15 protein-coding genes are annotated in these 22,074 nt (G+C 72.5%); all 15 read right to left on the reverse strand.

The genetic code is table 11. The features are described from left to right. Positions 1–3 precede the first annotated feature (3 nt). Entirely contained in the window at positions 4–1,329 is a 1,326-nt protein-coding gene (locus QQM67_RS17140; protein ID WP_314174758.1) for a hypothetical protein, read from the reverse strand. Further along, positions 1,326–3,620: a hypothetical protein gene (locus QQM67_RS17145; protein WP_314174759.1), complete on the reverse strand. Its 2,295-nt coding sequence runs from the start codon at positions 3,618–3,620 to the stop codon at positions 1,326–1,328. The genes QQM67_RS17140 and QQM67_RS17145 overlap by 4 nt, the downstream gene beginning before the upstream one ends. Position 3,621: 1 nt before the next feature. Next, positions 3,622–4,425: a hypothetical protein gene (locus QQM67_RS17150; protein WP_314174760.1), complete on the reverse strand. Its 804-nt coding sequence runs from the start codon at positions 4,423–4,425 to the stop codon at positions 3,622–3,624. 76 nt (positions 4,426–4,501) lie between these two features. After that, positions 4,502–5,248: a Crp/Fnr family transcriptional regulator gene (locus QQM67_RS17155; RefSeq protein ID WP_314174761.1), complete on the reverse strand. Its 747-nt coding sequence runs from the start codon at positions 5,246–5,248 to the stop codon at positions 4,502–4,504. Between the two features lie 342 nt (positions 5,249–5,590). Continuing rightward, complete coding sequence (locus QQM67_RS17160; protein ID WP_314174762.1) at positions 5,591–6,466, reverse strand: TIR domain-containing protein; 876 nt, start codon at positions 6,464–6,466, stop codon at positions 5,591–5,593. Then, entirely contained in the window at positions 6,450–9,320 is a 2,871-nt protein-coding gene (locus tag QQM67_RS17165) for a CHAT domain-containing protein (protein WP_314174763.1), read from the reverse strand. Before QQM67_RS17165 ends, QQM67_RS17160 begins: the two co-directional genes overlap by 17 nt. A gap of 16 nt (positions 9,321–9,336) precedes the next feature. Beyond that, positions 9,337–12,633: a hypothetical protein gene (locus tag QQM67_RS17170; RefSeq protein WP_314174764.1), complete on the reverse strand. Its 3,297-nt coding sequence runs from the start codon at positions 12,631–12,633 to the stop codon at positions 9,337–9,339. A 221-nt stretch (positions 12,634–12,854) separates the two neighbouring features. After that, entirely contained in the window at positions 12,855–13,592 is a 738-nt protein-coding gene (locus tag QQM67_RS17175) for a Crp/Fnr family transcriptional regulator (RefSeq protein WP_314174765.1), read from the reverse strand. A gap of 52 nt (positions 13,593–13,644) precedes the next feature. Further along, positions 13,645–14,469, reverse strand: a complete 825-nt coding sequence (locus QQM67_RS17180) for a hypothetical protein (protein ID WP_314174766.1) — start codon at positions 14,467–14,469, stop codon at positions 13,645–13,647. Positions 14,470–14,967: 498 nt separating this feature from the next. Next, positions 14,968–16,905, reverse strand: coding sequence for a helix-turn-helix domain-containing protein (locus tag QQM67_RS17185; protein WP_314174767.1), 1,938 nt, complete (start codon positions 16,903–16,905; stop codon positions 14,968–14,970). A gap of 155 nt (positions 16,906–17,060) precedes the next feature. After that, positions 17,061–17,882: an ArsR/SmtB family transcription factor gene (locus QQM67_RS17190; protein WP_314174768.1), complete on the reverse strand. Its 822-nt coding sequence runs from the start codon at positions 17,880–17,882 to the stop codon at positions 17,061–17,063. 158 nt (positions 17,883–18,040) lie between these two features. Further along, entirely contained in the window at positions 18,041–18,652 is a 612-nt protein-coding gene (locus QQM67_RS17195; RefSeq protein WP_314174769.1) for a dihydrofolate reductase family protein, read from the reverse strand. A gap of 241 nt (positions 18,653–18,893) precedes the next feature. Further along, a complete protein-coding gene (locus tag QQM67_RS17200; RefSeq protein ID WP_314174770.1) occupies positions 18,894–20,102 on the reverse strand; it encodes an LLM class flavin-dependent oxidoreductase in 1,209 nt (402 codons plus the stop codon). Beyond that, positions 20,095–20,640, reverse strand: a complete 546-nt coding sequence (locus QQM67_RS17205; RefSeq protein ID WP_314174771.1) for an LLM class flavin-dependent oxidoreductase — start codon at positions 20,638–20,640, stop codon at positions 20,095–20,097. The genes QQM67_RS17200 and QQM67_RS17205 overlap by 8 nt, the downstream gene beginning before the upstream one ends. After that, a complete protein-coding gene (locus QQM67_RS17210; RefSeq protein WP_314174772.1) occupies positions 20,637–22,073 on the reverse strand; it encodes an NtaA/DmoA family FMN-dependent monooxygenase in 1,437 nt (478 codons plus the stop codon). The genes QQM67_RS17205 and QQM67_RS17210 overlap by 4 nt, the downstream gene beginning before the upstream one ends. Position 22,074 lies beyond the last annotated feature (1 nt).

The raw sequence follows: 22,074 nt of genomic DNA on the forward strand, positions 1-22,074 counted from the left end.
TCCTCAGTCCCCCCAGTCGTCGAACCGGTCGCTGGCACGGCCGCGACGTCGCGGCGCGGCCAAGTCGTCGGCGCCGCGGGTCCGTTCGGCGCGCTCCTCTGCGGACTCGACACTGCTGGGCTCATGGACGCCCGAAGGCCCGGCCGAGTCCCCCTCGCCGGGGGCCTCTTCGAGCTCCGGGCCGGTGTCGTCGTCCCGGCCGGTGTCGTCGTCCCCGCCCGTCTCCCAGAAGGGACGGCGGCGGCGCGGCAGAGATCCGGCGTCCAACTCCCGCCGGTAGTCGGTCTCTTGGGGCAGCGCTCTGCCCACCGACTCGCCGAGGACGCGGCCGGACTGCTCCTTGAGAGCCTTCAGCGCCTCGGACGTGAGCTCGCTGACCTGGTGCCGCTCCACGACACCCGTGTCGAGCATCTTGGTGAGGAACGCCAGCCTGTCCGCCTTGTACTGCTGGCTCTCCCGCGCGAAGAGCCGCGCGATGTCCAGCTCACTGCCGGGTTCCAGGGCCATGAAGTGGGCGATCTTGGCGTCGTCCCCGTCCGCCATGGCGGCCTGAAGCTCACGGGCGCGCGCCTGGACGAGCTCTCCCCGGTGCTGCTGCTTGCGGCGGTCGATCCGGTGCTGCCGCTCGGTGAGGTCCAGTTCGTGGTCCAGGCCCGTCCCCTCCCGGACGCGCTCGACCACCCGCTCGCTCAGATCGATGCGGGCGTGCACCTTGGTGCGCAGCCCCAGGTCCGAACCCAGCCCGAAACGCTCCGAGTCGAGCTCCGCCCGTACTGCCTCGTCGGCCAGCTGGGCCTCGTTGAGCCGGAACCGCCGGGAGACGTACCGGAGTTGGTCGACGAGGTCGTCGTGGACCAGCTCGGCGACGTCCCATACCTGGTGGCGCACGACCAGCACCGGGTCCTCGACCTGCCAGTGCACGGCGGCCTCGGCCTGGAAGAACTCCGCGTCGCCCGCGGCCGGCAGCGGCAGCCCGAACCTGGCCACATGCCGCCCGAGAGCCACCTCGAACACCCGCACCGGCTGACGCAGCCACGGCCTGTTCACGTCCTCGCGGGGACGGTCGGGCCACAGCACGGTGTGCCCGCCGTTGTCGTACATCTGGACCGCGGCGACATGCCCGCTGCCGTGCCGCCGGTAGGGCAGCGGGCACTGCCGCAGCAGCGGCCCGCGGACGGGGCCCGGCCCGCCGTACCCCTGGACGCCGTGGACGCCCCCACCCTCGGCCCCGACGGGCCTGGGGAGACCCCCACCCTCGGCCCCGGCGGGCCCGGGGAGATCCCCACGGGGCTGAGCGCCCCGACCCTCGTCTGCGTACTGCCCGTTCACTGCTCCATCTCGCTCTCCACCGCGTCCCACATCCGCCGCGCCGCCCCCTTGTCCAGCGGCTCGTCCACGTCCTCCACCAGCCGCTTCAGCAGGTGCCGCAGCCGGTCCGCGTCCAGGACGTCGTCCACGAGCCGCGGCAGGAAGTCGCACAGGGCTCTCAACTGCTCCTCGTCACCTGCCGCTTGGCGCATCCAGCTCTCCATCCCCGCCAGCGCCGCGCTTCCGGAGCGCGCCGAGGTCAGGGCGTGCCGCACCAGGTCGGCGATGCGCTGCGACTGCTGCGGGCGGGTCGCGGCCAGCGTGGCCGCACAGGGCCACGAGCCGTGCGCCTCCAGCTCGGGTGCGTCCTCCAGCCCCCACAGGAACGTGGTCTTCGTGCGCAGCGCGCCCACGACGGTCAGCAGCACCAGGTCGCGGTACTCGCGGCGCCCGTCGCGCAGCCAGTCGCCGAGCCGCCCCACGACGGTGCCGGGGCCGGCACCGGCCAGCAGCCTCAGCACGCTGTGCGACACATCGGGCAGGACGGCCGTGCCGCCCCGGCGCGCCAGCTTCCCCAGTTCGTCGAGCGAGGCGGAGACCGATCCGGCGGCCAGCCCGTAGCCGTGCGTGAGGATCGCCGTCGTACGCAGATGCTCACCCCTGCCCGTCCGCTGGTCGGCCCACTCGCTCAACAGGCTCTTCACGACGGGCCGTACGGACGGCTCCCTGGACGCCTGGGCGAGCGCGGTGGCCGCGGCCATCTGCTGCAACGGGGAGTCGGCTCCCGCCATGGGGGCGACGAGTTCGTCGTATCCGTGAATCCAGTCCCACGCGCAGAGCACCCCGGCGGCGAGCGACGCGCGGACCCACACCTGCGGGCGCGGGTCGTCGCACAGCGCGCGCAGCCAGCGCGAGACGGGGCCTCGGGCGTTGTGGTAGCCGTGCCACACCTCGTGCAGGACGGCGGTGGCAAGTCCCGTGCCCTGGAAGCGGATCGCTCGTACGGGCACCTGATCGGTGCCGAGGTCCAGCTCGTCGTCGTAGAGGACGGAGCGGGCCGCGGCGGGACGGTTGGCCGCGTGCGTGCCGAACAGCCGCCTGCCCGGGGCGCGTTCGGGGTCGAGGGTGAGGGAGAACTCCCACGCGAGCTGCTCGGCGGCCTCGGCGGTGAGGCTGTAGGCGGAGCCGTTGAAGACCGCCACCGCCATCCGGAACGCGGCCGTGCCCAGAGCGGGCAGCGCGGCCGGCACGGCGCCGGGGGCGTCGGCCCCCGCGAACCACTCGCGGGCCTGGGCGGGGACGAACCGGGCGCAGGCGTCGAGGAGCTGGGCGTCGGTGAGTTGGCCGCGCTGCCGGTCGGCGAGGTGCCCGGCGAGCCGAGCGGCCTCGGCGGGGCGCAGCTCCTCCAGCGCGAGGGCGTCCCGGACAAGGGCGCTGCGCGCGAGCTCGCACGCTCGCGCGAGGGCTCCGTCTTCTGGGGCCCCGGCGGCCCCGGAGACTTCGGCGGCGTCGGCGTCCTTGAGCAGGGCGCGCAGATGCCCGTCCAGCACGTCGTCCGTGTCCGGCGGCGTGCAGCGCATGCCGTAACGGCCGCGCAGCAGACGGTCGGAGAGGTCGCCGCTCGCCACGATGACCACGCCGTAGGCATCGGCCCCGGTGAGCAGGGCGCTGAGGCGGTCGAGGTGGAGCTCGGTGGGCATCTCCTGGTCGTCGCTCAACTGGCCGTCCGTACGGACCAGTTCGAGGACGTGCCCGTGGCCCGGCTTGATGGACTCCCTGGGCACCGTCCGCAGCTCGGTCTCCTGCGGATCGAGCCGGACGACGCGCTCGTCCCCCGCCACCTCGTCCAGCAGGGCCAGCGCGGTCGCGGTGCGCCCGCTGCCCGGCTCGCCGCTCAGGACCAGCAGCCGGCGGCTGCGCAGCAGCCTCTTCATCCGCCCGTATCCCGGAGCCTCCAGATAGACCTGGCGGAGGCGGCGCAGCTCCTCCGCCGGCACGGGCCCGTCGACGACAGCGGCGCCGCCGCCGAGGAACTGCTGGTTGAGGAAGACGTTGCCCTCGTAGTACTGGCTGTCGCCCCGGATCTCGTAGATCCGCTCGGCGCCCGCCCAGTTCCGGCGCGCGTCCCGGGCGGCCCGGGAGCCGCCGGTGCCGCCCGCGCCGCCGAGTGGGCCCCGTCCCGCCTCCTCAAACGGGTCGCGTTCCTGCGGCTGTTCGGCGCCGGCGCCCCCTGCCCCGGCGCCGTCGTCCGCGCGCTCCTCGGGCTGCGGTTCCTCCGGGGACGCCCCCGCCCCCTCGTTCGGCTCGCTCACGTCAGGCCTCCGAACCGCCGGTCTGCGGGCGGTCCTTGCGGATGCCGGTGAAGTTCTCGAACCGGCCGCCTTCGAAGTACAGGCTGTCGCCCGCGACGTTGAACTGGTTCTTGGTGCCTGGGACTTGGTGCCCCGGCCCGTGCTGTGCCGCCGGCTCCAGCGGTCCAGGTCCCGCCGCCGGCACACCGCCCCCCGCACGGCGCGCCGGCGGCGGGACGGTCATCGGGGGCCCGGGCAGCCCCGGTACGCGGAACCAGGCCAGCTCGTCGGCCTCCTTGTTCTCGACGCGCACCTGCCGGTAGTGGTCCGGCTCGATGTAACGGCCGCCCTCCGCGACGACGTTGGCGTACAGCCAGTCCGAGACGACATGCAGCAGGTCGGAGCCGTCGGCCCGGGCGATGGTCGCCTTCGCCTCCTCGCTGTCGCACAGCCGGCACGTGACGTCCACCGCCCTGCCGACGAGCCCCTTGCCGTCGTCGACCACAGGTCCCATGTGCATCGCGACGCGCATGCGCAGCCGCGTGGCGCTGACGGTGTTGTGCTCGCGCAGGCTCTCGTACAGCGTGCTGAGCCATCTGCCGACCATCAGCGAGGACGGCACGCCGGGGTCGAGGGCGGCGAGGATGCCGTCGCCCCGGTCCTCCTGGTGCATCTCGCCCTCGTTCACGCCGACCGAGGCGAACGCCTTCGCGAACGCCTCGTACATCCCCTCGCGCGTCCGGCGCTTGGCGGCGATGTTCATCTGCCCGGAACCGCAGGTGTCCGCGAAGACCACCAGCCGGTTCACGGCTTCCGGACTGCTCACTCGTCCCCCTCCGTACTGCTTCTCGCCCTGGACGGATGAAGCGTGACCGCGTGTCAACCCCCCTGGCTGTAGCCGTTTACACATCCGGCGGGGATTCGCCTGAATCCCCGGGCCCGGGCCTCCTCGGCGGCTGCTGCGGCTGGGACTGGCCAGCGGCCAGCAGCCGGAGCAGCTGGACGTTGGTGACCACCAGCCGCCGGTTGCCCGTCCGCACGACCTCCTCCTCCCGCAGCAGCCGCAGGGCCTTGGCGACCGCCTCCCGGGTCGCGCCGACCGCAGCGGCGAGTTCGTGCTGCGGCAGCGGCAGGTTCAGGGCGATGCCCTCGCCGTCCTGCCGCCCCGTGCGTTCCGCGAGTTCGAGCAGCCGGGCGGCCAGCCGCTGCAACACCGTCCCGGAGGCGAGCGAGCGGCGCTCGACGTCGGCGCTGCGCAGCCGGGAGCTGAGCTGCCGCATGATCAGCGAGGTGGCCGCCGGGCGGGAGGCCAGGAAGCCGCGGAACTGCCGGCCGGGGACCACGACCGTCTCCAGCCGCCCGAGCGCCGTCACCGTGGCGCTGCGCGGACGCTGGTCCACGGCCGCCAGATCGCCGACCACTTCGCCCGCTCCGCGCAGGGCGAGAATGAGCCGCGTGCCTCTTTCGGTCTCCACGGATACCACCGACCAGCCGGAGAGAATGAGCACCACAAATGTCGTGGACTCCCCCTCCCGCACCACTGTCTCACCGGGCGCATATGCGTGTGGCGTACCCCTGGAAAACAATGCCCTGCGATCTTGCGACGGGAGCGCGGCAAGGAAAGTCCGCCCCTGCCCGAACAAACTCATCGGTAATTAATTCCGCGCCTACGGGTCCCTCCGGGAAAATTGATCATGGGTCATCGCACCCCCTCCAACTGCGGTGACGCCTGGGCGAGGCGAAGACAATAAACCGAACTACCGCCTTCCCGCAAAACGATCGAAACCCGGGTCCAATCCGGACACGAGCAGCGGAAACAGAGTTCCGCTATCACACGGAAAGCACCGCGGACACGGCTTCTGCGCGGCGAACACCATTCATTCACGAACGGCGGGTGCCGGCTCTTCGATCAAGGAATTACTGACTCCCCCTATAAAAAGGCCGCCGAACGACTCTGACAACTAACCGGCCGCTTGGCCGGAATTCTGCATTCACGGAAGATTCCCGGGCCTGAGGTGCGCGAACGCCGAGTCCACGAGCATTCGCAGCAGCGCCGGGTTCAGCTCTCCCGGCTCGTCGTCGCTGAGGAACGTGCCCGACGCGGAGCCGCCGTCCGGCCCGAACGGCTCGATCCCGACCTCCAGCTCCACCCAGCTGCGGTGGCCCAGTCCGAGCGAGGCGAGCGGCTTGTCCTCCGGCAGCGGCTCGCCGCCGTACAGGAAGCGGTACGAGAAGCGCAGCCCGACCTTGCCGCCGAACTTCGAGACTTCGGGGGGCAGTTGGAGCTCGGCGCGGATCTCGTCCTGGAGCTGCCCGCCCGTCGCGTCCGCCGGGACGTGCTCCAGCTTGAGGTAGACGTTCAAAGACGTGTTGCGGACATAGACCGTCAGCTCCGGTGCGCGCAGCGGGGGGTTCGGCGCGGGCAGTGCCGGGTGTTCGAGGGCCCCCTCGTATGCCCAGGTGGCGACCAGTTCGGCGACCGCGGCGTCCCAGTCGCGGCACGCGTCCACATGCGGGCGGGCCGCCAGGATCGTCGACCTCAGCGGCGTCTCGTCGAGCCGTACGACGAAGAAGAACCGGCGGTGCTTCTCGCGCATGTCGCGCACGAACGCGGCGGACCACTGCTCGTCGATCCACGGCTGGTCCCGGGCGGCCTCGGACCACAGGAGCACGAAGTAGTCCGACTCCGTCATGGCCCGGTCGGCGGCGAGCACGATGTTGGCGCCCGGCCCGATCTGGTAGCCGTGGTCGACGGTGCCGACGCCGCGGGCCCGCAGGTCGCGGCCCAGCCGTTCGGCCTCGGCGTGGTCGGCCGCGGCGAAGCACAGGAAGACCCGCGGGCTCCTCCCTTCAACGTGGCCCTGCATGGCGCCTCCTGGTGGTGAACTCGCGCAGCGCGCTGCGCAGTCGACGGGTGACGGGATCCGCCCTGGTCTGGAACCCGGAGTCCCCGTAGAGGGTCCAGCAGGCCCAGTTCGCGAAGTGCGTGCGGCGCGGGTCCTGCCCACGGGTTCCGAGCACGCCCTCGCCGGCCGCGCCCGAGTAGACGTCACGCTGGGCGAGTTGGAGCGCGACGTCGCGCGGCTGGTGGCGCGCGTACGACTCGAAGCGGTCGAGCAACTCGGCGGCGACGTGCGCGGGCGCCACCCAGCGGGCCGCGACGGCGGAGGCCGCGCCCGCGACGAACGCGGCCCGTACGAAGCCGGTGCGCTCGTCGCCCCCGACGAGCTGCGCCATGCCCGACTCGCAGGCGCCGAGCACCAGCGTGCCGCAGCGGCGCAGATCCATCTGCTGCAACTCGTCCGTCAGTACGGCCCCGTCGGGCCCCTCGGGGGCGAGTTGAAGCTTCGAGCGGCCGGAGTCGGTGTGGTGGTGCTTGCCGTGCGAGTAGATGCGGACGAGGCGATGACGGCGCCGGGAGAGAGCGGCGCCCAGGGCCTCCGGGGTCGCGTGCCGGTCGAGCAGCATCAGCCGGCGGCGCGGGCGGCGGACGGCCTTGCTCGCCGCCTCGGGCGGGCGGGCCTCGTCGACGACCTTCTCCCACGGGGACACCCGGGCGGGACGGGCCGTGCCCTCCGGACGCGGGCTGACCACCAAGCGGCTGAACCCCCTTGTGCGGTGGCCGCGTCGGCGAAGCGGCGCCAGCGCCGACAGGCACGGCAGGTCGGAGAGCGCGTACCGGATGCCCAGCGGCTCGCCGCCCTCGGTCGCGACGGCGCCCAGCGGCACCTCCGCGAGCATCCCGCCCGCGACGACGGCGATCCGCCGTACGTGTTCCGGCAGCCTGCCCAGCACCTGCGCCACGCCCATGAGCCGGGCGACGGTGTCGAGGCTCTGGCCGAAGTCGTCGTTCTCCAGGCTCAGTTCCAGGATCTCCTCGCTGCTCCAGCAGCCCGCGAACTCGTCGATCGCCTTCTTCAGCAGGTCCCTCCGGCAGGGCACGCTCACCCGGAAGCACTCGTCCCAGGAGAGCACCGCATGGTGGATGTGGTCCGTCCCCGCATGCATCAGCCAGACCGCCTGGGAGCCCGTCCGGGAGTGCGGCAGCCGCAGCGCGATCTCCCCCGCCCATGCGCGGGCGCCGTCGTGGTCGCCCGGCCGCGGCAGGGCACGGACGGAGCCGGAGGCACCGGGAAGGATCTCCGCCAGGATCGACGCCCCGCGCGCGGCCTCCATCGCCACGAGCAGCGCCGCCGTCGCGTTCGCTCCGGAGAGGTGCCGGCCCGCCGCGACCGCGGAGGCGATCCACTCGTCGGTGGTGTCGGCGATGGTGAGCGACATCTCCCGGCGCACCTTGTCGGTCTCCTGGAGCGCGGTGATCCCCTCTTCCAGGCGGCGCGCCTCGTTCCAGCACTCGCGCGCCCGCGAGAGGTCGCCGTCCGGCGTGGAACCGTCGGCCGAGGTGGAGTTGCCGCCCGACAGCGAGCCGTCCGCCGAGGTGGACCGGGCCTCCGACGTGGAGCCGTCCGCCGGCCTGGAGCTGCGGTGGTAGTACGCGCGGCCGAGCAACCTCAGTGCCTGGACGCGGACTTCGATGCGCGAACACCGCTCCGCCCGGTCGATCGCCAGCTCCAGATGGACCATCGCGTCCCTGACCCCGGCGGCCTCGCCTCCCCGGCCGTCCCGGTCGTCCGGGCCGTCCGGGCCGTCCCGGTCCGCCTGTGCGAGCTTCAACTCCAGCTCTCCGGCGGCCAGATGCCACACCGCGCACTCGTGCTCGGAGTCCGCCCGGTCGCGTACGCCGACGATGATCTGCTCGGCGGCCCTGAGCTTTTCCCGACGGGGTGCGGCGGGGGCGAGCAGACGCAGGGCGTGCTGAAGTTCGCCCATGAAGGTGCCGTCCGACGGGGCGTCCCGGTGGAGGAGCCGGGCGAGTTCGGCCTCAGCCCTGGACCGGTCGTCGGCGCGGGCGGCGGTCTCGGTGAGCTGCTCCTTGAGCCGGTCGGCGGTCTCGTCCTGGCCCAGAGCCCTCAGCAGCAGCGCGATCTCCCTCAGTACGGGCCAGCGCCGCTCCGCGGAGAGGTCCTCCCGCAGGGCACAGCCGACCATCGTGTGCAGGGCCTCCTCGTACCGGCACAGCAGCTTCAGGGCCATGCCGCGTACGAACTCGTCGGCAGGATCGGCGTCCCGGCCGGCGTCCGCCACCTTCCGCGCGGCGTCCTGGTCCCCGTCCAGCACCCCGAGCCGGTCCAGCTCCCGCTCGATCCGGGCCGCGGCGTCGTCGTCGCCGAGCCGCGCGAACAGCTCCCGTGACCGCTCCAGAAGCAGCCGGGCCCGTGCGCCGTCGCCCTCCTCGCCCGCGGCCACGCCCTGCACGCGCAGCAGCCGGGCCTCGTCGTCCGTACTCAACGAGCCTCCGTGGACGAGGAGTTCGTGCCGTGCGTCCTCCGACTCCCGTGCGGCGGCGGCCGATCGACCGCCGTCGGCCAGGATCTCGGCCCGCAGCACCCGGAGTTCGCCCCGCAGCCGCGTCCGTTCGGGGCCCACGGCGACACGGCCGAGATACGCGTCGCAGCGGGAGCCCGCGCTCCGCAGATCGCGGAGACCGACGAGCCGCGACACATGGTGCACGGCGAGCTCGCCCCACAGGCGGGGGTCGCGCCGCGCCAGCTGCTCGGCCTTCGCGAACTCCGCGTCGCAGCCTGCGGCGTCCCCCTGCTCGTACCGCTTCTCGGCCCGCCGTACGGCAGGCAGGGCGGGGTGGTCTGCACTGATCTCCATGTGAACGGCGCCCCGGTCAGTCGTCGCCGGTGTGGCAGGCGGAGTCGGGGTCGTCGCTCTCACCGTCCGTGCAGGCGATCACCACACTGTTCCTCGCGGGAAGCGCGCCCCGGCCGGCGGCGGAACCGCCGGGCCCCGCGCCGCCCCCGCCGGGAGGCCCGAGCCGCATCCACTCCTCGCCGCGGTAGCGGTAGACGTCGGGCCCGGCGTTACGGCTCTCACCGGCCCGGGCGCTCACCCCGGCGACACCCGCCGACACCACCACGACCTTCAGGTCCTTGCGCGTCGGCGAGAGGTGCGGCATCTCGCCCTTGCCGCCGGAGAGTTGGGCGGTGAGCCGGGGGCTCGTGTAGACGACTCCGGGGTTCTCGCGGAGCGCGTCGCCGAGGGTCATCGTGTGCGCCTTGCCCTTGCCGGGCTTGAGCTTGTTCTTCGAGACGTGCTGCGGCCGGCCGTCCTCCTTGTAGCGGATCAGCGGACCGCCCTTCGACGTGTCGACGCCGAGCGCCCTCTGGAGCCTGGCCGTCCAGTCGTATCCGGACTCGAAGAGGACGATCTTGTTGCCGGCGCCCGCGAGCGCGATCCCGTCGGCGCCGTCCGGGCCCAACTCGACGGCGCGGTACAGCCCGTCGCGGCTGCGCCCGGCGTCCTTCATCGCCGTATGGACCTGGGAGTAGTGCGTCATGAGCGCCGCACCCGCGGCCGTCCCGTCGAGGCCGAGTACGGGGTCGTCCGCCTCGGCCCGGGCGCGGCCGTCGGCGTAGTGGACGGTGGCGGTAGCGCCGTCGGAGGTCTCCACGGTGGCCGTGGAGTCCTTCCCGCGCGGCTCGCCGACGGGCCGCACCACGGCGGGACGGCCCCCGCCGCCCGAACCCGCGGGTTCGGCCTCGATCCAGCCCCCGCCGGGCGGGCCGCGCGGAGCCCCCGGCCCCTTCCCGCCCGGGCCCGGCACCAGCGCGGCCGTGGAGAACTCCGGGCCGCCCGTGCCCTTGGACGGCGCGCCCAGCCGCACGCTCAGCACCGCGCCGTCGGCCTTTTCGCCCCTGGTGTGCGCGAACCAGGGTGCGTCCTCGCCGCCCGTCTTGTACTGGGCCCGGTCGCCGTCCCGGTATTCGTACAGCACGTCGTCGGCCGCCGGGGTGCCCTCCTTCCCCTTCGCGAGCCGCTCCTGCACGGTGCGCGCCGCGCTGCGGAAGCGGTCGACCACCCCGCGCTCCCACCGCAGATCCACCCCGTCCGGGGTGCGGGTGGCCCGCTCCTCGCCGACCGGCTTCCCGCTCACCTCGACGCTCTGCCGGAGCTCTTCTCCGCCTGCGGAGATCCCCGAACTCACCTGCCGTGCGGGCCCGTCGGCCTGAGTCTGCTTCAGGTCGCCGACGTGTGCGCCGTCCCGGTCCTCGCCCTCGGTGCGTACGACGGCGCTGCCGCCCTCGCCGCGGCTGAGGGTGCGCTCCACCCGGTCGGTGACGTCGCCGACGTCGTTCCTCCAGACCTGCTCGATGCGGCCCGTGCCGTCCGGACCGTCCAGCGCCGCCGACTCGAACTCGCCCGCGCGCCGCAGGTCCCGCGGGATGTCCGGCCGGTCCGTGTCCCTGCCCGACGAGACGCGGTCGGCGAGCGAGACCCCACCCGTGACCCCTACGTAGCCGCAGCTCTCGAACGCCTTGGAGACACCGTTCTGGAGGGCTTCGGTATCGGCGGAGGGCGGCGAGACGAACTCGATGTGCCTGCGCTCACGCAGCTCGTCGTGGTCCGCGTACCAGTCCTTGAACCGCAGGCCGGACGTGACGCGCCCGTCCGCGGGCCGCGGAAGTTCCGCGCCGCCGGCCTTGCTGCTCAGCCAGTCCAGGGCACTGCTCCACCGCATGATCTGGTCGAGACGTTCGTACTGCGGCTCATAGTCGGCGACGTCCTGGTAGTGCCGGTCCCACCAGCGCGTGCCCCGGCCGAGGGCGTAGCTCGCCTCGACTTCCCTCTCGCCGCTCTTCGCCCTGGCGAAGAGGCGCGTCGTCTGCGCACCGAGGTCGACGCGGTCGCCGGAGCTCGCGGATCCGGAGGAGTCCGGACCGAACCAGATCCGTCCCGCCTCGCTCCCTTCCTCGGGGGACTTGGAGCACTCGCCCCACGGAATGTCGGCCTGGGTGTCGGGAACGAAGCCCTCGACCGCCTTGGACGGAACGCCGTCGCCTGCCCCGGCCACCCAGTGCTTGGCGACGTAGTCGGTGTAGAAGAGGGTCATCCCGACCTCGGTGCCGGCGAGACCGCCCTCGTACCGCGCCTGCGTGTAGGCGCCGCCGCCGCCGAGCAGGCCCCTCAGGGCCTCCAACTGCGCCCGGTTCTCCGGGAGTCCCTTGTACTTCTTGCCGTGGAGGAGCGCGTCCTCGACCTTGCCGCGCAGCCCGGCCGGCGACTTGCCGTGTGCGATGTCGTCCGCCCAGGCGGACTTCAGCTCCGGCAGCGCCCCGCGGATGTCCGCCGGCTTGCTCGCGTTCTTCGGGTCCAGCGAGAAGGCGGGTCGCTGGCGCGAGCTGTATCCGCGCTGAAGGACCGACACGTCCTCGGCGTCCACGAGCGACTTCCCGGCCCAACTCCAGCCCCGTGCATAGATCTTCGAGCCCCGCTTCTCCAGCGAGGAGAGCCGGTCGGCGCGGGCCAGGAAGGTCTTCAGCCCCTCGGCGGTGTCGGCGCGCCCCGTCACATAGCCGTAGGCCGTACGCACCTTCGCGGTCCGCTCGGCCTTGCCGGCCGCGATCCGGATCGACTCGTCGTGCGGCCGGATCTCGTACTCGTGCACCTGCACCCGCCGCGGGTCGGAGCCCGCGTCCGTCCGGTGCTGGTCGATCTCCATGCCGACCGTGCGCTTCTTGTGCCGGTCGCCGACCGGCACCAGCACATGCAGGGTGTCCCGGCCGCCGTCGAAGAGGGAGCGCCCCGGCCCGTTCACCTGCCGCACGAGGCCGTCGAATCCGGGATCGCGGACGGGCAGGGTGTCGTACGAGGAGTCCCGGTAGCCGTCGGTGTCCATGCCCAGCCGGGCGGCCAGCCCGTAGCGGGCCCAGTCGCGCAACTGCTCGGTGGTCTCCAGCTTCGTCATGCCCTGGAGCCGGCTCGCGCTGCCCGCGTAACCGACCGAGAACGACCGGCCGTTGACGTGTTCGGCCCCGCCCGCCTCGTCGTCCCCCGAGAACCAGTAGGTCCCGCCCACGATGAGGAGCGTCAGCGTCAGCACGATGGCCAGCGGAACGGGCAGCGCCCTCGCCCGCCGCTTCCAGAGCGGATCGGGAGTGCGTCCGCGGCGGGCCTGCATGCTCATGTCGCCTCTTCATGTGCGGTGGTGACAACTACCCGAAATGCAGGGGTCTTTGGCGATCCCTCCGAATCGGGGCTCTCAGTGTTCCAGCAGGCGGCACGGCAGAAGCCGTCCTGCTACGGATTTCCAGAGGACACCTGCAATCGGATGCCCAACGTCCGGAAATATGCCGGGTGTTGAGGCCCGAGGCAGCGGCGGTCAGTCCCGTTGCCCGTCCCGTGCGGTCAGTCCCCGTGCACGTTCCGCGGCGGGGCGGGCGGGATGCCGTACGCGGGCGGTATCTCGCTGATCCCCGCCGCCTCGTGCAGCGCCGCCCAGTCGTGTACGACGATGCGCCGGTAGCCGATGCCGATGGCGCCCTCCTGGCGCAGCGCCCGCAGGGCCCTCTGCACCGTGGGCTCGCGGGCACCGGCGAGCGCGGCCAACTCGGTCTGAGTCAGCGGGAGTCGAATGGCCGTGCCCTCGTCCGCCGGTTCTCCGTGCTGCGTCGCGAGCTGGATCAGCAGCCGGGCCAGCCGGACCGGTACGGGTGCGCTGCCGTACTCGACGCGATGCCATGTCGCGTTGCGCAGCTTCGCCGAGACGCTGCGGCTGACGGCGAGCGAGGCGCCCGGATGCGTCCGCAGAAAGCCGAGGAACGCCTGCTGCCCGATGCGCCGTACCGTGCACGTGCGGATGGTGACGACACCGGCGAGCCGCGGGCTGCCGTCCAGGCTGGCGAGCTCGCCGAGCAGATCGCCGTCGGCACGGATGGACAGCAGCACCGCGGTGCCGTCCTCGGTGTTGCCGACGACCTTCACGGCCCCTTTGAGCAGCACATACACATCGCGGGAATCGCGGTCCCCCTCGACGAGCATCGTCTCCCCGGCCCCGAACCGCTGCACGGAGCCGAGGCGCAGCAGATCCTCCCGCTCGTCCGGCGGGAGGCCGCCGAGCAGGCTGTGCGGGGGCCACTCGCCCATGGGATCCGCGTTCAGCAGTCAACTCCCCCCGGTCGGCTGTCGCTTGGGCTGGTCAGTCCTCGTCGAGACGGAAGCCCCGCAACCGGCCCGCCGGGACAGCGGGACCGAGCACGTCGTGCTCGCTCACGGCGAGCGGGGCACGGCCGCCGGAAGGGGGAGGCTCCGCCTCGGGACCCGGGGTCCGGCCGGGAGAGGGCTCGGACCTGGCCGCCCTCTCGTCCGGAGCGGGCAGTCCGGAAGTGGGCGCGGACGGGCGCGTCCCCTCTTCCGGAGCGTCCTCCAAGTCCAGGGCACGAACGTCGTATCCGGGCACCCAGATCCACGCGTCCTCGTCGAACTCCTTGTTTCTGGCCCGCACTTGGCGCAGTTCCGGCGAATCCAGCAGCGCGAGACCCGACTTGACGGTGTCGTTGTAGATCGTGCGGGAGAAGACGACGGCCAGATCCGCGCCGGACGCCACGAGCGTCCGCTTCAGCGGTTCGATGTCGCAGAGCCTGCTGACGACGACGGGACCCGCGTGCTTGTAGCCGTTGGACCCCGGCTTCGCCGTGCCGAAGTGCACGGCCATCCGCAGCCGCAGCCGCGTCTCGTCGCTGCGGCCCCGGTTGTGCCTGAGCAGCGCCCTCTTCAGCTCCCGGGGGAAGCGCTCGACGACCCGGACCTCCGGCTCCTCCAGCGGCAGCACGGCCAGCTCCCCGTCGCCCGCACCCTGCGTGTCCCACGCATCGCGCCGCAGCCCGGCCTCCTTCGCGGCCACGTCCAGCACCCCCAGCAGGCCCCGCTGGATCTCCTCGTGCATCCAGTCGGGCGCGCTGCCGTAGCCCCGCGCGTCCACCGACAGCAACAGCCGCCTCTCGACGCGCTCTTCGTCGGCCATGCCTTCGCCGCCCCCTCCGTCCCGGTACCGCCACCAGCTTCGCGCACCGGACATCCGATCACCCCGTACTTGTACGGGATTCACCCTGCGCCGCACCGATGCGCGGGGCAAGGGGGCAAACGGGCGGGGTAACGCCCGGTCGTGGGGCGGGAGTTGGCAGCCGAGCCCGCAGCGCGAATTCGGAGGCGGCCGGAGAGAACTCTGGCTGTTCTCCCCGGCCGCTCCCCCGTATCCCTCCCCCGTTTTCTCCCCCGCTCGCCGGGGGCGCCGTCGCCGGGTGCCGAATCCCCCACTTCGGCACCCGGATCGGGCGCGCGGCGAACCCCTCCTCGCCGCCGTCATCCTGGCCGGGGTCCACTCACGGTTTCCAGACCGTACGGGCAGAGCCGGCCCGAACCCCTGGTGCACAGGCGCCATTCGGCTGGTGCATTCGCACCGCGCGGGAGAAACAGCCGTCCACATTCGGTGAACTGGCTGGTCAGCGCGGGGAATCGAGGCTCAGAGCAGGACCGGTTTTTTTGCGGGGTCGGGGAGGGGCTCCCGCAGGTCGCCGCGGATCGTCAGCGCCCACAGCGTCTCGTGCCCGCCCCCGCCGGGGTCGGTCAGCGGCAGCGCCAGCTCGTGCGCCATCCTGTCGAGCCGCCGCGCGACGGTGTTCCGGCCGAGCACGGCCGTGCGGGCCGTCGCGATCGTCTCCGTGTTGCAGCGCAGCCACGTCGCCAGCAACTCCACCGCCTCCGGCTGCCCGTTGAGGGGACGCAGCACCTCCTCGGCCCACTTGCGGGGGCCCTCGTGGGCGAGGAGCGCCGTCAACGGCCGTACGGGAGTCGCTGCGTCGTGCCCGGCGGGCGGTGCCTGGAGGGCGAGTTGGGCCACGGCCCGGTGCGCGACCTGCCGGTGGTCGAGTCGCATGGCGCCCATGACGCCCTCGACGTGGCGACGGGCCGTGGTGGAGCCGATGCCCAGCAGCCGGGAGGCCGCCGTGGTGCCCAGCGCCACGGCGAGCGCGGTCGTGTGCACCATGACGTCACGCTGGTCCTCCGGTACGCGGCGTGAGACGGCAAGGGGCTCCCGCAGCACAGCCGCCCACGCCGAATAGAGAGACCGCGGCAGCTCGCCGCCCAGCGTCGTGCCCCCGGGGTGCACCGCGATGCGGTCCTCGCCGCCGCGGGCCGCGGCCAGAGCCCCGCGTGCCGCCGTATAGGCGTGGGCGGTCGCGTAGTACGGCATGGCGGTGGAGACGCCGACCGCCGCACCGCTGCCCCGGGTCAGGGGCGAGAGCATCGCCCGTACATGCTGGTCGTCCCGTGCGGTCTGCTGTGGCAGCACGATCAGCACATGCCTCGCCACGGCCGGGCACTCCGCCACCAGCGCACGGCCCTCGGTGGCCCGTTCGGCGGCGTACATGGCCAGCTCCCGGTCGGCCGGCGTCGCGCACTCCAGGACCGCCATGCGCGCTGCGTGGCCCGTGAGATTGCCCGACGGCAGCCCGCGGGACGCCCGCCGCGCGCTGGCGACGTCCCCCGTCAGAAGCTGCTGGAGTATCGCGACGCGGAGGGCCAACTCCGTCTGCCTGAGCCGCCGTCCGTACGCGTGGCCCTGGGAGTGGACGATGTGCCGGGCGGTCTGCCGCGCCAGATCGACGTGATGGGGCGTCCACGGCCACGGACCGACGGCCACCAGCACGTCGTACGGGCGCACCGCGCTCGCTGGGTTGAGCAGTACGTGCGCCTGGCCCGGCTGACCCGGAATGTGAGCGGTGGGCGCGAGCCCGTCCCGTACGCGCTCGTACTCCCGCTCGGCAGACGCGTTGCCCGCGACGATGTCGGGCGGCCCCGGAGGAGGCACGAGCATCGCCGTCACCTCCTCGCGGGCCATCTCCTCCGCGAGCCACTTGGTCAGACGGGCGGGGGCGTCCTCCGGGGAGCGTTCCAGCTCCGCGGCCAACCGCGTTCCCCGCGCGATCTGTTCCCGCTGCGCCTCCAGCACCGCGACCTGGACGTCCACCACGTCCGCGCGGATGCCGGCGGCGCCGGCCTCCGACGGGCGCGCGGGGACGAGGACCGGGATGTTGAGCCTGGCCGCCTCGCGCTCGACGCCGTCCGGGAACGTCTGCGGACCGGCCGCGAGCGCGATGGCCGTCACTCCGGCCTCCACCAGGCCGGAGAGGGCACGCGGGACGGCGGCGGCGCCGATGCTCCCGCCTTCGGCGGGCACGACGGCCAGGATCGACGTGCCTGTGCCTGGGCCTGCGCCCGTAACCGCGCCCGTGCCGGTCCCGGGGCCCGTCGCCGCCTCGGCCAACTGCCAGTCCGCATCGGTGATCACGACCCGGTCGACGGCGACGGAGTCCCGCCGCAGCGTGCCCGGACCCGGGTGGTAGCACAGGACGTCCACCGGAGCGCGCATGAGGTCGAACAAGCTCATCATCGGCATCACCTGTCAGCCTGGCGTGGCGAGCGGCCATCCTCCCGCACCCCTGTCACCTGTGCCAGCCTCAGGTGCGCAGGTCAGATCCCAAGTGGCCGCCGGGCGCGGGATCTCCGGGGCCCGCCCGGACGGGGCCGGGCCGCGGCCGCGGCGGCAGCCCGTCAGGAGCCCCGGCTCGCGGGTTCGGGCTCGGGGTCGGGTCCGGGCAGGGTCTCGCCGGTCTCCAGCAGGGTCTTGAGGCTGGAGAGCAGGTGCGGCCAGCCCTGCCGGATCATCTCCAGCACGGTGCTGCCCGGCTCGAAGTCGTCGTGCACCACGGTCAGTTTGACCAGCTCACCGAGCGGCTCGATCTCGAAGGTCACCTTCGACCGGCGCTCCTCGGCGATCTTGCCGAGGACCTCCCGGCTGACCCCCGCGGCCTCGGCCCACTCCGGCGTGAACGTGTGCCAGGTGTACGACAGCCGGCGGCACGGCTCGGATTCCAGTACGACCTGGGCCGGGTCCTCGGTCCTGCAGCCGTGTCCGTCCCAGACCATCGTCGATCCCGGCTTCCAGTCGGTCTCGAAGGCGGTCTCCCAGTAGCGGCGGGTGAAGGACGGTTCGGTCAGGGCCTGCCAGAGGCGTTCGGGCGTGGTGCTGATGTATGTCGTGTAGACGAACTCTGTTCCGCTCATGGGTTCTTGCTCCAATGCTCGCTTCAGATCGGCGAGCGCCTCGACGCGCCCGCGGTCGTACCGGCTGATCCAGCGTTCCGCGATGGCGTTGATGGGCACGGCGTTGAGGTAGTGCAGCTTCTCCCGGCCGCGCCATGCGGTCGTCACCAGGTTCGCCGCCTCCAGCACCGCCAGGTGCTTGCTGACGGACTGCCGCGCCATCTCCAGACCGGCGCAGAGCTCGCGCAGGCTCTGGCCGCCGCGCGAGTTCAGGCTGTCGAGCAGCAGCCGGCGGCTGGGGTCGGCCAGCGCCTTGAACACCTCGTCCATCTCGCCTTCCTCGAGTACATGCAGCCGATTGGCTGCATGAAAGATAGGCAGCCGCACGGCTGCATGTCAATGCCGGGAGGAGGCGGACGCTGCCGCCTGCGTTTTCGCGGGTCGGTTCCGGGAGTCTTCGCGGGCCTCGTACCAGGTCTGCGGCGGGTCTACGCGCCGGGTCCGTACGTCCCGTACTCGGGAAGCCCCGTCGACTCGAAGACGTGCACCGACAGGCCGCCCGGCGTCGTCCGGTGCTCGGCGAGCCGCAGCCCGGCGGGGGCGCCGCCGTCCGGAAAGAGGCGCCTGCCGCTGCCCACCACGACCGGGGCGATCACGAGCCGCAGCGTGTCGATCAGCCCGGCGGCCAGCAGCGACTGCGCCAGCCTGGCGCTGCCGTGGATCTGCAACTCCCGGCCAGGCTGCCGCTTCACCTCGGCGACCTGGGCGGCGACGTCGCCGGAGAGGATCGTGGTCGGGTCCCACCCGGCCTCGGTCAGGGTGTGGGAGGCCACGTACTTCGGCAGACCGTTCAGGATCGCGGCGGAGGGGTGGTCGGGCATCTTCGGCCAGTCCCGAGCGAAGTTCTGATAGGTGCGGCGGCCGAACAGGAACGCGTCCGCCTCGCGGAGCCACGTCCCGGCCAACTGCTCGAACTCGTCGTCCAGATGCGGCACGAACCAGCCGCCCCGCGTGAACCCGTCGCTGGTGTCCTCGTCCGGGGAGCCCGGTCCCTGGGAGACACCGTCGAGACTCAGGAACTCCTGCACGACCAGCTTCATCACGCACCCCTTTTTTCTTCGACCTCTGTGACCGGTCCGCCTCGCTGCCGGTCCGATCCGGTTCGATCCCGTCCGGTCCGATCCGGCCTCCGCGGTGGGGAGGCAGGGCCTCGCCACCACCCGGTAGACACCGTGGGGCGCGGAAACTCATCGGTCCGGACGCCAGGACTCCCGAACCTTGAACGCCAGGCACGGGGCCCGGATCGCCGGATTCGCGGGGCCCGGACGCCGCCCGGCGATCTCACTGTGCGTGCGCCTGCCGGAGGTTGTGGCCCCTGCGCCGCCACTCCTCCGCGAGCAGTTCGTACGAGCGGACGCGGTCCGCGTGGTCGTGGGTAATGGTCGTGATCAGCAACTCGTCGGCGCCCGTGGCCTCTTGGAGCTGCTCCAGCCGATCGGCCACGCGGCCCGGGGAGCCCACGAACTGCGTGTCGAGGCGGTCCTGGACGAGGGCGCGGTCCTCGTCGCTCCACGCAAGGGCGCGCGCCTCCTGCGGCGTCGGGAACTGGATGGCGCCCTCGGCGGTGCGGATGCTGCGGACCCACGGGCCGTATCCGGCGGCGAGTTCGCGGGCCGTCGCGTCGTCCTCGGCGGCGACGACGTCCGCCGACACGCTGACGTACGGCTTGTCGAGGAACTCGGAGGGCTGGAAGAAGGCCCGGTAGCCCTCCACCGCTTCCAGGACGGTGGCCGGGCTGACGTGGTAGTTCGCGGCGAAGCGCAGGCCCCGGGCCCCCGCGGTCCCGGCGCTCTGGCCGCCGCTGCTGCCCAGGATCCACACCTCCAGATCGGCGCCCTCACCCGGAACGACGTGCGCCTCGACGCCCTCCGGCGAGCGGTAGGTGCCCGCGAGCAGGGCGAGGATGTCGTCGATCTGCTCGGTGTAGTCCTGCGGTTCGGCGCCGGGCAGCTGGAGCAGCTTGCGTTGCAGGGCGATCCGGGGCGAGCCGAGCAGGCGCTCGAAGGAGAAGCGGGGCGGTATGAGAAGGCGGTTCGGGGCCCTGCCGTCGACGACCGTAGGCGGGGCCGGAGTTGCCGGATCGTCCGGAGCGGCCGGGCCGGCCGTCGTACCCGAAGTCCCAGGCGGAGTCGCCGGTTGCCCCGGAGGTCGGCCGCCCGAGCGGCCCAGGCCCAGGTCGAAGCGCCCCGGGTGCGCGGCGTCGAGCAGGCCGAACTCCTCGACAGTGGACAGCGCCGTGCGGTGCCCGAGCTGTACGGCGCCGGAGCCGAGCCGGATGGTGGAGGTCGCGGAGGCCGTGAGGGCCAGGACGACGGCCGGGGACGTGCCGGCCACGCCGGGATTGAGATGGTGCTCGGCGAACCAGTACCGGTCGTACCCGAGGCGCTCGGCCTGCCCTGCCAGGTCGACGGAGTTCCGGAGGGCGTCGGCCGCCGTCGAGCCGGACGGGATCGGGACGAGGTCGAGGACGCCGAGGCGGATGTCAGACATGAGCGGGCTCCTCAGGGTTCGGTGACGCCGGAAGCACGGGGCCCCAGGCGAACGGCGGTTCGGGGATCTCGCGACGCAGCACCGGAGCGGCCTCGGACTGGAAGAGCTCCAGCGAGTCCCGGTGCTGTCTCTCCGTCAGTCCGCTTGCGTCGGCGTGCAGATGCAGCACCGTGTGGCCGAACTGCTCGGGGTAGCGGTGCACTTTGCCGACGATCAACTCGAGGCGCCCGCCGGAGAGATGGTCCAGGGTCGCGTAGTCCTCGTAGGCGCGTACGGGGTCCAGCAGGCTGAGCGTGGTCACCGCCGTGAACAGGCGGATGTGCCTCGTCAGGGCGGCGATATGGCTGAGTACGACGGGCGGCGAGGAGGAGATGAACGGCCGCTCGTGCCGCTCCCCCACCCCGAACCCGTCGAAGCCCAGCTCCTCGGCGAGCAGGGCGTTGTCGAGCACCTCGCGGAAGCGGTCGCCTGTCGTCTTCCGTACGCCGGTCACGGGGTGCGGGGCGTGCACGATCAGCGTGATGGCGAGGAACTTCACGAGGCGGCCTCCTCGCTGCGTGCCTCGCTGCGTACCTGCCGTACCTGCCGTACCTCCGCGCCTGCGTCCTTCCGTCCGTCGCGCCGTACGTCCGGGTGGGCGAGGCCGAGGTGGTCGCGCAGCGTCTCGCCCTCGTACTCCGTGCGGAAGACGCCCTGTTCCTGAAGCAGCGGCACGACCTTGTCGGCGAAGACGTCGAGGCCGCCCGGGGTGATGTGCGGGACGAGGATGAACCCGTCGGCCGCGTCGGCCTGTACGAAGTCGTCGATGGTCTTGGCGACGGTGGCCGGCGAGCCGACGAAGCTCTGCCGGTTGCCCGTCTCGATGACGAGGTCGCGGATGGACCAGTTGTTGGCGGCGGCGCGCTCCCGCCATTCGCGGGCGGTGGCCAACGGATCGCGGTACATGCGCACTTGGGCCCGGCCGCGGGCGATGTGGTGCTCTCCCGGGTCCGGGTCGACGTCGGGGAGCGGGCCGTCCGGGTCGTACGCGGACAGGTCCCGGTTCCAGACGAACTCCAGATGCTTGATGGCCGTCGCCCCGCTGACCTGCTTCCGGCGCACCTCCCTGGCCAGCTCCGCGGCCTCGGCGTCGGTGTCGCCGAGCACGAAGGTGGCGGCGGGCAGGATCAGCAACTGGTCAGGCGTACGGCCGTACTTGGCCAGCCGCTTCTTGACGTCCGCGTAGAAGGCCCGCCCCTCGTTCAGCGACGCGTACCGGCTGAAGATCGCGTCGGCCTCCGAGGCGGCGAACTCGCGGCCCTCGTCGGAGTCCCCGGCCTGGAAGATCACCGGACGGCCCTGCGGCGGGCGCGGGACGTCGAACTGGCCCCGGATGTCGAAGTGCGGGCCGGTGTGGACGAACGCCCCGGCCTTGGCGTCCCGCAGGAACACGCCGGTGGCCTGGTCGGCGAGGATCTCGTCGCCGTGCCAGGAGTCGAAGAGCTCGTTCGCCGTTGCCAGGAACTCCCTGGCACGCGAGTAGCGCTCCTCCTGCGGGAGGAAGCCGCCACGGCGGAAGTTCTCGCCGGTGAAGGCGTCCCACGAGGTGACGACGTTCCACGCGGAGCGGCCGCCCGAGAGATGGTCGAGGCTGGCGAACTGGCGGGCGACCTCGTAGGGCTCGTTGAAGGTCGAGTTGATGGTCCCGGTCAGGCCGAGGCGGTCGGTGACGGCGGCGAGCGCGGCGAGGACGGTGAAGGTGTCGGGCCGCCCGACGACGTCCAAGTCGTAGATCTCGCCGCCCTGTTCGCGCAGCCTCAGCCCCTCGGCGAGGAAGAGGAAGTCGAACTTGGCGCGCTCGGCGGTCCGTGCGAAGTGCGCGAAGGAGCTGAACTCGATGTGGCTGCCGGCCTCGGGATCGCTCCACACGGTGGTGTTGTTGACGCCGGGGAAATGGGCAGCCAGGTGGATCTGCTTCAACGGCTTGCTCATG

This window comes from Streptomyces winkii (assembly GCF_032248595.1).
Taxonomy (GTDB): domain Bacteria; phylum Actinomycetota; class Actinomycetes; order Streptomycetales; family Streptomycetaceae; genus Streptomyces; species Streptomyces winkii.

Coding starts and splice junctions, on each gene's coding strand:
- QQM67_RS17200 (WP_314174770.1), bottom strand. CDS start 20,102: ATGTCTGACATCCGCCTCGGCGTCCTCGACCTCGTCCCGATCCCGTCC.
- QQM67_RS17210 (WP_314174772.1), bottom strand. CDS start 22,073: ATGAGCAAGCCGTTGAAGCAGATCCACCTGGCTGCCCATTTCCCCGGC.
- QQM67_RS17190 (WP_314174768.1), bottom strand. CDS start 17,882: ATGGACGAGGTGTTCAAGGCGCTGGCCGACCCCAGCCGCCGGCTGCTG.
- QQM67_RS17195 (WP_314174769.1), bottom strand. CDS start 18,652: ATGAAGCTGGTCGTGCAGGAGTTCCTGAGTCTCGACGGTGTCTCCCAG.
- QQM67_RS17180 (WP_314174766.1), bottom strand. CDS start 14,469: ATGGCCGACGAAGAGCGCGTCGAGAGGCGGCTGTTGCTGTCGGTGGAC.
- QQM67_RS17185 (WP_314174767.1), bottom strand. CDS start 16,905: ATGCCGATGATGAGCTTGTTCGACCTCATGCGCGCTCCGGTGGACGTC.
- QQM67_RS17175 (WP_314174765.1), bottom strand. CDS start 13,592: ATGGGCGAGTGGCCCCCGCACAGCCTGCTCGGCGGCCTCCCGCCGGAC.
- QQM67_RS17155 (WP_314174761.1), bottom strand. CDS start 5,248: ATGAGTTTGTTCGGGCAGGGGCGGACTTTCCTTGCCGCGCTCCCGTCG.
- QQM67_RS17160 (WP_314174762.1), bottom strand. CDS start 6,466: ATGCAGGGCCACGTTGAAGGGAGGAGCCCGCGGGTCTTCCTGTGCTTC.
- QQM67_RS17170 (WP_314174764.1), bottom strand. CDS start 12,633: ATGAGCATGCAGGCCCGCCGCGGACGCACTCCCGATCCGCTCTGGAAG.
- QQM67_RS17165 (WP_314174763.1), bottom strand. CDS start 9,320: ATGGAGATCAGTGCAGACCACCCCGCCCTGCCTGCCGTACGGCGGGCC.